A 1,134-nucleotide genomic window follows, 5' to 3' on the forward strand; every position below is an offset into this window, starting at 1 on the left:
TGTCGGCTTCCCCCAATTAAGACTGCGTAATTTTACAAAATTCTCATCAAATTACCCTAAACCTAAAAGCCCTAACACGCCTGTTTATCGCCTTCAAAAGCCGAAAGAGCAGCATATTCCGTTGGTGACATGTTACCCAGACTGTCGTGCGGTCTGTGATTGTTGTAGTCATCCATCCATTGCCAGGTAACTTCCCTCACTTCATCCAAGGTGTCAAACAGGTAACAGTCCAGCACATTATCACGGTAGGTCCCGTTCAATCTTTCCACAAAACCGTTCTGCGTAGGCTTGCCGGGCTGGATGTAGATAAACTCAATGCCGTTGACCACACTCCATTCCGTTAAAAGCTGGGATATGAACTCCGGGCCGTTGTCCATCCTGATTTTCCCGGGCTTACCCCTGCGTTTGATCAGGTGGTTCAATACCCAGACGACCCGGGAACTGCGCAGGGAATAGTCCACTTCGATATGCAGCGCTTCCCTATTGAAATCATCCATTACGTTGAAAGAACGGAATCGGCGGCCATTGCTCAGCGCGTCGCTCATAAAGTCCATAGACCAGGTGTCGTTGGGCGATATGGGTTTAACAAGCGGCTGCTTTATCCTTTGCGGCAACCGCCGCTTTGCTTTCCTCCTGATGTTCAGTCCAATGAGCCTGTATACCCGGTGGACGCGCTTGTGGTTCCAGCAATGGCCCTCCCGGCGTAACCTCCTGAACGCTTTCCAGAAACCCTCCCGTGGAAAATCTTCCGCTTTCTTACGTAGAGCGGATTCCACCTGACTATCATCGCGCATGTTTACATAATAATAACAGGTCTTGCTCAACCCCAACACCCGGCACGCCCTGCTGATGCCTTTCCCTGACTCCATCAATTCCCTGGGCAATCTGTTTCTTTTGGCAGGGCTTCAGAGCTTTTTTGCGATAACCTCCTTGGCCGCCTCTAAATCCAGGGCAAGCTCTGCGTACATACGCTTAAGCTTACGGTTCTCTTCTTCCAGTTCCTTCACACGTTTCAGCTCACTGCCGTCAAGGCCTCCGTATCGCTGTCGCCATTTGTAAAAGGAGGCAGGACTGACCCCGTGTTCACGTGTGATCTCCTGAACGCTTTTTCCTGCCTCGAACTCCTTAAGGATC

At 50.7% G+C, this 1,134-nt stretch carries 1 pseudogene; it reads right to left on the reverse strand.

Annotated elements, in window-relative coordinates:
- Positions 1 to 71: 71 nt before the first annotated feature.
- Positions 72 to 1,133: pseudogene (locus tag ACFSR5_RS15745) on the reverse strand (IS3 family transposase).
- Position 1,134 lies beyond the last annotated feature (1 nt).

The organism is Sphingobacterium suaedae (assembly GCF_042684625.1).
Classification (GTDB): domain Bacteria; phylum Bacteroidota; class Bacteroidia; order Sphingobacteriales; family Sphingobacteriaceae; genus Sphingobacterium; species Sphingobacterium suaedae.